Source organism: Candidatus Zixiibacteriota bacterium, from assembly GCA_022865345.1.
Classification (GTDB): domain Bacteria; phylum Zixibacteria; class MSB-5A5; order MSB-5A5; family RBG-16-43-9; genus RBG-16-43-9.
Genome location: JALHSU010000267.1, coordinates 1 through 8,705, shown reverse-complemented (window position 1 = coordinate 8,705; position 8,705 = coordinate 1). Strand labels below are relative to the sequence as shown.

Sequence of the window (8,705 nt, the reverse complement as noted above, 5' to 3'; positions counted from 1 at the left end):
TTGATCAACTCGTCCATTTTAAGCAATCTCAGATTCAAAGCCACGTTGATCTCATCTAAGATTAGCATAAAATATCTGCCTGAAGAACCACGTTTTCTGGCAAATTCCAAAGCTCGTCTGGCTGCTTTTTTGTGCTCGGACAAAGGAAGTTTATCTCCCAGGATTCCCACGTAACCTTTACCCATAGAGTAGATTTCGATATCTCGCGGACATCTCTTGGAGAATTTTATCTCACCATAATCCAGAAAGTCCTTGATGAACTGAACCATCAGTACCTTTTTTTTCTGCCCTGCAGCGCGCATAGCCATTCCCAGTGCAGAGGTGGTCTTTCCTTTGCCATTCCCGGTGAGAACCATCACCAGTTTTTTCTGATCTTTGATTGATTTTTTCTTGCTCATCGTTACACCCTGAAATTGTTTTTTGTAGGGGCACGACATGTCGTGCCCCTACCATTTCTGTATCTACTACAGAGACGCATTCAATGCGTCTCTACACCTAACGGTATCCCCACCTTGACTTCAAGGTGGGAGAATACACCCACGTTGGGGGCAACGTGGGTCTACCTTTCTCGTCGGGCATAAAACCGACGCTATAATTTCCCTATATTTGGTTTTTGACTTTAGACTATAGCCTTTAGACTTTAGCCTTCTTTTTTTATTCTTCCGGCGGTGTTGGAATCAGATGCGAACTCATCAAGATCTCAGCCTGCTCCCTGGCTCTTTTAATCATCCTGTTTGCCTGCTCGATAAGCTCAGTCCTCGAAGGTTTTATTCTTGCCAGCCCCTGCTCAATTGCCTTTAACCCGACTGCCACTGCTTCACGGGTATAAACCTCCGGATCATCCATCGTGGGGATGATATACTCCTCATTTATTCCCTTATCCTGTGCGGTTTGAGCCAGCTCATGAGCGGCAGCTATCACCATCTCGTCAGTGATAGTCTTGGCTCTCACGTCTAAGGTCCCCCTGAAAATTCCTGGAAAACCTAAGGAGTTATTTATCTGGTTATGGAAATCAGACCTGCCTGTGGCGACTATTCTGGCACCAGCCTCTTTTGCCTCCCAGGGCCAGATCTCTGGCACTGGATTGGCACACACGAAAACTATCGGGTCTTTTCCCATATCTGCAACCCATTCCTTTTTAATCACTCCTGGACCCGGTGCGGAGAGCGCAATGACCACGTCCGCTCCCTTCATCGCCTCAGCAATCCCGCCTTTCTTTTTCTCTTTATTGGTTATCTGGCAGAACCTGTACCTGGGATCGCTTTTTTCAAAATCCTTCCTTTCCGAATGAAGGATCCCGTTTAAATCCGTCATGATCACTTTACCCGCATCGACCCCTGCAGCCAGGAAGAGTCTTAAAGTAGCGGTATTAGCTGCTCCAGCTCCTACCATGGCGATTTTGACCTCATTCAGCTTCTTCCCTACGATCTTCAAGGAATTGATCAAGCCCGCCAGGTTGACTGCTGCTGTCCCCTGCTGGTCATCATGCCATACCGGAATGTGAGCCTCTTGTCTGAGCTTGTCCAGGATATAGAAGCATTTCGGCTGCGCGATGTCTTCGAGATTAATCCCACCGAAAGATGGCTGAATTAGTTTGACCACTTTGATCAGCTCATCCGGGTCTTTGGTCTCAACGCAGATAGGATAAGCATCCACCCCGCCGAGATATTTGAATAATAAAGCTTTCCCTTCCATTACCGGAAGTCCCGCTTCAGGTCCGATGTCACCTAACCCTAAAACCCTGGTCCCGTCTGAAACCACTGCTACTGCATTCCCTTTATTGGTATGTTCATAAACCTTGTCAGGGTCTTTGGCGATTTCTTTACAGGGTTGGGCAACCCCTGGAGTATACCAGATTGCAAAATCGTTAAAATCCCGGATAATACATTTCGGCGCTATCTCGATTTTCCCCTTGTAAAAGGGATGCAATCTTAAAGCATCTTTACCCGGTTTTTCAGCGCTGGCTATTCTTTGCTCTTTAGTTGACATAAATTTGAAATCTCCTTTCCTTCAATCCGTAGGGGCGAACCTATGTGTTCGCCCAAGTTTCAGGGCAGACACACAGGTCTGCCCCTACCTGCTCCTTTCCTTCTCACTGGAGTGTAAAGCTTTAGCTTTACTTATAATTTGCTTATCGTCTACTGGACGATAATTCTTCGTTGGTGAGGACACCAACGAAGAGCAGCTTCAGCTTTCCATTCTTCCCCTTCCCAGACCATGGAGGTCTGAAGACCTCCGCTACAATTGAAGATATTCAACAAATCCCGGTTTTCCAATCTTTTTCTATTTGAAAAGCATATTCTTTTTTCCACAGACAGAAATAGCACAGGCTTTTTCAAACCTGTGCTATCGGTTTTCAAGGAAAATCGTTCTCCTCACATCAGATTGAATTTCTTTATAGTCGCATCTGCCATCGCCTGAATTCTCTCCAGCTCCTTCTCAAAACCAGGCTTCTTGAACAGATGTTTGAATCGTCCTTGAAGCTTTAAATATTCCTCAACCGGCGCTTTCTTGGCTATTTTACGAACCGAGGTGATTACTCCATTTTCCATCTCGTAAAGAGGAATAAGTCCGGTTTGAACTGCAAGTTTAGCCACTTTAATGGTATCCCAGGGCTCGTGTGCCCAACCCAAAGGGCAGGGTGCGTGAATTTGTAAATATTTTGGACCAACGATATCCAGAGCCTTCTTTACTTTCTTCTCCAGATCTTTTAGATAGGCAACTGATGCAGTTGCCACATAAGGTATCCCATGAGCTGCGGCTATAGCCGGCATATTCTTCTTTTCAGTCGGGTTTCCCCAGGAGACTTTTCCAGAGGGGCTGGTAGAGGTCCAGGCTTCAAAAGGAGTCAATCCGCTTCTCTGCACTCCGGTATTCATATAAGCTTCGTTGTCGTAGCAGACGTACAGGATGTTATGCCCTCTTTCAAACATCCCGGAAAGACAACCTATCCCTATGTCCGCAGTTGCTCCATCTCCGCCCTGGGCGATGATTTTCGCTTCCTTCTCCCTACCCAGAGCTTTTAAAGCCACCTCTATCCCTGCTGCCACTGCGGCTGAGTTCTCAAACAAGGAGTGAATCCAGGGCATTTTCCAGGCAGACTGCGGGTAGGAAGTGGAGAAGACCTCCAGACACCCGGTAGCTGCAGTAACAATCACGTCCTTGCCGGCTGTATTCATAACAGTCCTGGCAGCCAGGGCTAACCCACAGCCGGTACATGCCTTGTGCCCTGGAGCAAGCTGACTTTCGAGGATCTCTTCTTTTTCTTTTTTCTCTATTGTCATTTCATTTTTTGCCATCTTATTTTCCTCCAATGAGGTTTTCTTTTAAATCGACAAAGACGTTGTCCGAAATTCCGGCTTCGCCCTTTTCGATTACTTTCATTATGGACTCCTTGGGGATATCTCTTCCACCCAGACCAGCGATAAAGCCTGAGACTTTGGGCTGGCTCGGTTTGCCGTATAAGGCAGCTTTTATCTCGTCATACAAAATCCCGGTTGCTCCTAAGGAGATAGCTTTTTCCATAACGATCACGTTTTTGACATTCTTCAAGGCATCATAAATAGCCTCTTTAGGGAAAGGCCTGAATGTTCTTATCTTCAGTACTCCGATTTTTTTGCCCTTGTCTCTGAGCGCATCAACCACTTCCTTTATCGTTCCGACAACTGAACCCATGGACACGATTACAGTCTCTGCTCCATCTAATCTGTATTTCTCGACCAGACCGCCCTGATACCTTCCAAACGTCTTTTTGAACTGGTCTGCAACCTCTTCGATCATATCTGTGGAAGCCTCAATCGCTTTCTGCAGTCTATACCTGGTCTCCATGTACCAGTCCGGTTCTGCCAAGACCCCGAAGGTTAAAGGGTTCTTTGGTGTCAGGTATAACTCAGGCTTAAAAGGAGGCAGAAATTCGTCTGCCATCTTCTGATCAATGAACTCAATCGGTTCAAAAGCGTGCGTCAGGATAAACCCGTCCATATTGACCATCACCGGCAGCATTATCTCCGGATGCTCTCCGATTTTGAAAGCCTGCAGGTGCATATCTGCGGCTTCCTGGTTATCCTCCGCAAAAAGCATTATCCAGCCAGAATCTCTTATCGTCATCGCATCCTGCTGGTCGTTCCAGATGTTTATCGGAGCGGAAACTGCTCGATTAGTGCAGGTAATAACCACCGGCAATCTCAACCCCGCTATGTTAAACAAAACCTCAACCATCAAAAGTAGCCCCTGAGCAGTTGTGGCTGAATAAGCCCTGGCACCTGTGGCCGAGGCACCTAAGACCACTGAGGCTGCTCCAAATTCACTCTCCACATTTAAGAACTCTGCTTTCAGCTCCCCATCTGCCACAAATTGAGAAAGATTCTCCACGATATGGGTCTGGGGAGTAATGGGATAAGCGGAGATCACGTGCGGACGACAGACTTTAACCGCCTCCGCTACTGCCATTGACCCTTCGATAACTTTTTTCATTTTTTATTTAACCTCCACGATCAACTCGATATCTTTTAAAGGACATTCCTCCACGCAGATTCCGCACCCTTTGCAGTAATCCAAATCTGCCCAGTATTTCTTATTTGAACCGAAGATTACACCATCCGGACATACTGCCACACAGATACGGCAATCGTTGCATTTCACCTGTTTAAAAACCGGCTTCTTGATTCTCCAGGCACCGGTCTTATAAGCCTTGCTTGAGCCCGGCTTGGAGACCGTCCCTTCTGGTTTAGGCATTCTTTGCTCCTTTCAACAATTCATAGGCTTTTTCCACAGCCATCACGTTCTTTTTCCCAAGCTCTCCTGGGAAGCGCTCCATAACGCTTCTCTTGATTGCTTCCAGGGAAATAAGCCCGGTCGCGCCGGCAAAAGCTCCCATCAAAGTGGTATTCTGGATGGGTCTACCCAATATCTCCATAGCAATCCTGGATGCAGGAATGGTCAAAATCCTGGATTTGGTTTTCAAGCCAACGTCTTCCGAACTTTTTTCGGTATCTACGAGCACCAGCCCATCTGCTTTCAACCCTTTTAGCAAATCGACAGCGCCGATAAGGGTATAATCCTGAATAATCAGAAAATCCGGCTCGTAGATCTGGTTTCTGGCTCTTACCTTATGATCTGCTATACGGACGAAAGATTGAACCGGTGCACCCATCCTCTCGCTGGTAAAGGTAGGGAAAGCCTGGGCATATTTACCATCTTCGAAAGCGGCAACAGCTAAAAGCTCAGCCGCAGTAACCACGCCCTGACCTCCTCTACCATGAATCCTTATCTCTTTTAGCATAATCCTCCTTTAAACTAACCAATTAAACTTATACGTTTTTTATCACCCCCAATTTGGCTTACTTGATACCTCTCTTTCTTAAGTCAACCTTCTCAAAGTTTTTGCTTTTGATCTTATCTTTCTTTTTTTACCCTTGAACGTTTGAACTTTTAAACCTTTATTTGAATCCTTGAACCCTCGAATCCTTAAGCTTTCTTGTTCCAACTGACTTTAGTCAGGTTTTTTTTCTCTATTTGAAGCAGAGGGTCAGGGTGAGGTTACGCCACTAAAGTGGCTTTTAACGAGAACATTGCATCTCTTTTTCTTGAGTAAACTCCATCAGAACTTTCTTTTTTGCCTTAGTTCTTATCCTTGTTTTTGACTTTGCTTTTATCTTTTACCTTTGAACCATTGAACTCTTGAACCTTTAAACCTTTTCTTACGCTTACGAATCACGAGAAACGGTCACGGTTTTTTCTCACATCCTCGGCAAAGTAATCTTTTTCTGCGCCTGATACTTCCCCTTTTTATCCTTATAGGAGGTCTCGCACTCCTCGTCCGACTCTAAGAAGATTATTTGAGCAATCCCTTCATTCGCATAGATTTTAGCTGGCAGAGGTGTGGTATTGGAGATCTCTAACGTGGCATACCCTTCCCATTCCGGCTCAAAAGGAGTGACGTTGACAATTATGCCACAGCGAGCGTAGGTAGACTTTCCAAGGCAAATGGTTAATATATTTCTGGGGATTTTAAAATATTCCACGGTCCGGGCTAGGACAAATGAATTTGGAGGAATGATACAAAAATTCCCTTTCACGTCTACTAAAGAGCGTGGGTCAAAATTCTTCGGATCAACAATTGTGGTGTTCACGTTGGTGAAAACCTTGAATTCATCTGCCACCCTGATGTCGTAACCATAAGAAGATAACCCATAAGAGATTTTTCCTCTTTTGATCCGACCTGTAGAGAAAGGCTTTATCATCTCTTTTTTTAAAGCCATCTGGCGAATCCACTTATCCGATTTAATAGGCATAAAAACACCCTCTATATTCTGAATTTAATCAAGGAAACAAAGATTAGAAAGGACTTGATCTAAAACTCAGGAAGTAATAAGGTCTGCTAAGGTCTTCTTCTCTAAGAGATTATTTAGATGGTCCTGGGATTTAATCCAGATCTTCCGCAAGCCGCAGGTGTTTTTTCTTTCGCAGGACTCAGCCTCATTCAGACATCTGGTCAAATAGATTGGTCCCTGGACACTTTCCAGGATATCCTTAGCCGTGATCTTGTCCGCGGGCTTTGCCATTGAGAACCCGCCTCTGGCACCACGATGAGATTTGATCAGTCCTGATCTGGTATAACTCTGGAAGATCTTTGCCAGGAACTTCTCCGGGATATCCTCATTCTCGGATATCTCAGATAGACGAACTACTCTTTTTTCGGGCTGTCTGGCTAAATACATAATGCCCAAAAATCCGTAATCGCCTGCTTTGGTTAATTCCATAATAAAAACCTCCTTTTGAGGTCAAAAGGATTTACATAATCTTTTACATCTTAAAAATAACATCTCCTTTTTTCCTGTCAAGTAAAATCTGCAAAAATTTGTTATTTTTTTCACAAGCTAAAAAGGACTTAATTGGTTGTTTTTTATCTCATTCAACAAGTTAAGACATCAAGAAAAGCTGTATAACTTTAATATGCATATTAACTTACCTTCTATCCCACTCTCTTAAAAACTGTAAAAACAGACGTACACCGAACCCCATAGGTCCTTTAGGGATATAAGGTTTACCCTTTTCTTCCCAGTCCATTCCAGCTATATCTAAATGCGCCCAGGGAGCTTTGCCTACGAATTTCCTTAAGAATGCAGCTGCAGTTATAGTCCCGGCAGGCCTGCCCCCTGAATTTTTCATATCTGCTAAATCGCTTTTTATCTGGTCATCATATTCTTTATAAAGGGGCAATTCCCATACCCTTTCACCGGTTTTCTCTCCAGCTTTTTTGACTTTATTCAGAAGCTGCTGGTCATTCCCCATAAGTCCTGCCACCACATTCCCTAAGGCAATCACGCAAGCACCAGTCAGGGTGGCAATATCCAGGAGAGCTTTCGGCTCATATTTTTGAGCATATCCTAAAGCATCTGCCAAGATCAGTCGCCCTTCTGCATCAGTGGACATAATCTCGATTGTTTTACCGGAGTATGACCTGATTATATCCCCTGGTTTATAGGCTGTGCCAGAAGGAAGATTTTCAGTCGCCGGAACCAATCCTACCAGATGAACCGGAATCCCTTCTCTGGCTGCAGAAGCCATGGTTGCAATCACTGCTGCACCGCCTGCCATATCACCTTTCATCTCCCACATACCTTCAGAAGGCTTGATCGAGATTCCCCCAGAATCGAAGGTTATCGCCTTGCCAACCAGCACCACTGTCCCTCTTCTTTTCTTCTCCGGCATATGTTCCATTATGATGAATTTAGCCGGCTGTTTGCTCCCCTGGGCAACTGCCATAAGCGCACCCATCTTCAGTTTCTCTAAATCGGGCAGAGAAAGAACCTCACATCTAAACTTATATTCTTTAGAAAGGTTCAGAGCTATCTCAGCCATCTTGGTAGGGGTCATAAAATTGCTGGGATGGTTAACCATATCCCTGGCCAGATTTGTCCCCCAGGAATCTATCTCGCCAGTCTTTATCCCTTTTTCAATAGCCGATTTCTTGGTTCTATCCTCATCCCAGATAGTCATGCTCTCGACCTCAAAAAGATCTTCTTTCCCCTCGGTTTTGTACTGGTCCAGATGATAGGATGAGAGCAGAGTCCCTTCGGTCACAGCCTGGGCAGATGCTTGAAAATCTATTCCCTTTTGCCCTTTCCCGTGAAGAAAACTGACATAGTTTTTGATCTTAAGCTTTTTAGCCTTCTTATAAGCTGTCCCGGCAGCCTGTCTGATCCGGTCTAAGCTGAACTCCTCTTTCTTTCCAAGCCCGATAAGAATAACTCTTCTGAACTCAAACCCCTTCGGATACAAAACCGCAGTCTGATTTGATTTCCCGGAAAAATCACCATTTTTGAGAAGTAGGGAGATCGCCCCATCTAATCTTTTGTCTAAAAGTTTCGCCTCTTTTGAAAGCCCTTGTGCTTCAAATAGCCCCAAAGCTAAAGCCTCAGATTTTAGCTCCTCAGCTTTGCCCAGTTTAAGCTCGATTTTCATCCAGAACTCCTTTGAATAAATTGTTTTATTTATCAGGATTATAATAAATGAGAAATAGATAGGCAAGAGAATTCAATATAAAAAAAGAGAGACGCATGCTATGCGTCTCTACCAAACCTGCTTTATCTTTTTCTTCCGTCTTTTATCCATCATTCGTTATTAGTCATCCGTCATTGTTTTTATTATATGCACGGTGCCGGCCCATGTTTGAAAAGATAAGCCACCAAGTAAACAATATC

The 8,705-nt window shown here is 44.6% G+C and carries 9 protein-coding genes; all 9 read right to left on the bottom strand.

Annotation, left to right across the window (positions count from 1 at the left end; genetic code table 11):
• On the bottom strand, positions 1-398 hold a 398-nt coding region (locus tag MUP17_12850; GenBank protein MCJ7459856.1), incomplete at its 3' end, for a cob(I)yrinic acid a,c-diamide adenosyltransferase.
• Between the two features lie 256 nt (positions 399-654).
• Positions 655-1,989, bottom strand: a complete 1,335-nt coding sequence (locus MUP17_12845) for an NADP-dependent malic enzyme (protein ID MCJ7459855.1) — start codon at positions 1,987-1,989, stop codon at positions 655-657.
• Between the two features lie 386 nt (positions 1,990-2,375).
• Positions 2,376-3,284 carry a thiamine pyrophosphate-dependent enzyme gene (locus tag MUP17_12840; GenBank protein ID MCJ7459854.1) on the bottom strand — a complete coding sequence of 303 codons (909 nt, stop codon included), beginning with the start codon at positions 3,282-3,284 and terminating at the stop codon, positions 2,376-2,378.
• Between the two features lie 16 nt (positions 3,285-3,300).
• On the bottom strand, positions 3,301-4,473 hold the full coding sequence (porA, locus tag MUP17_12835) for a pyruvate ferredoxin oxidoreductase (protein MCJ7459853.1): 1,173 nt from the start codon (positions 4,471-4,473) through the stop codon (positions 3,301-3,303).
• Between the two features lie 3 nt (positions 4,474-4,476).
• Positions 4,477-4,734 carry a 4Fe-4S binding protein gene (locus MUP17_12830; GenBank protein MCJ7459852.1) on the bottom strand — a complete coding sequence of 86 codons (258 nt, stop codon included), beginning with the start codon at positions 4,732-4,734 and terminating at the stop codon, positions 4,477-4,479.
• Positions 4,727-5,281, bottom strand: coding sequence for a pyruvate ferredoxin oxidoreductase subunit gamma (locus MUP17_12825; GenBank protein ID MCJ7459851.1), 555 nt, complete (start codon positions 5,279-5,281; stop codon positions 4,727-4,729). The genes MUP17_12830 and MUP17_12825 overlap by 8 nt, the downstream gene beginning before the upstream one ends.
• Before the next feature lie 457 nt (positions 5,282-5,738).
• On the bottom strand, positions 5,739-6,293 hold the full coding sequence (gene dcd / locus MUP17_12820; GenBank protein ID MCJ7459850.1) for a dCTP deaminase: 555 nt from the start codon (positions 6,291-6,293) through the stop codon (positions 5,739-5,741).
• A gap of 66 nt (positions 6,294-6,359) precedes the next feature.
• Positions 6,360-6,761: an Rrf2 family transcriptional regulator gene (locus MUP17_12815; GenBank protein ID MCJ7459849.1), complete on the bottom strand. Its 402-nt coding sequence runs from the start codon at positions 6,759-6,761 to the stop codon at positions 6,360-6,362.
• 205 nt (positions 6,762-6,966) lie between these two features.
• Positions 6,967-8,466, bottom strand: coding sequence for a leucyl aminopeptidase (locus tag MUP17_12810; protein ID MCJ7459848.1), 1,500 nt, complete (start codon positions 8,464-8,466; stop codon positions 6,967-6,969).
• Positions 8,467-8,705: the final 239 nt, after the last annotated feature.